General features: G+C 61.8%; 1 pseudogene. It reads left to right on the top strand.

From position 1 onward, the window contains the following. Nucleotides 1–448: pseudogene (locus P0G09_RS15625) on the top strand (Ice-structuring protein); the annotation flags it as partial.

Below are 448 nucleotides of genomic sequence, written 5' to 3'. Positions count from 1 at the left end.
GGGCGCGGCGGCGGTGGAGCCGGGCCCGGCAGACCCTTGGCCTGCTGATCGCCGTGCTGGCGCTGGTGGGCATTGTAACGGGTGTGCGGGCCGGTGTGAAGGGTGTGGCCACCCTGTTTGACGACACCCAACAGAAAGCGGAATATGAGGACCGGCTGGAAGGTCTGGTCCTGTTCGACCCGCTGCCCTTTGACGGCATCGAGAACATCGATGATCTGACCCGGCGCGAAGCCGCCGTCTGGGGCTGCGTGTACAGCATCCAGGAGACCCAGGGAAGCTTTGATAACTACAACACGGACCCCGACACCGAACAGCTGCTGCTGCCCTCGGTGGATGTGGATGCCTATCTGGCAAAGCTGGTGGGCCCCATGCATGGAAGGTCGGAAAGGATAGAATCCTTGCGGTGCAGACCTGCGAAGATGGTTACGACTACACCCTGTTGGATGAA

This window comes from Faecalibacterium sp. DFI.5.82 (assembly GCF_029076575.1).
Taxonomy (GTDB): Bacteria; Bacillota; Clostridia; order Oscillospirales; family Ruminococcaceae; genus Faecalibacterium; species Faecalibacterium duncaniae.
Note: the sequence above shows the minus strand (reverse complement) of the source record. Positions and strands in the feature narration are given on the sequence as shown.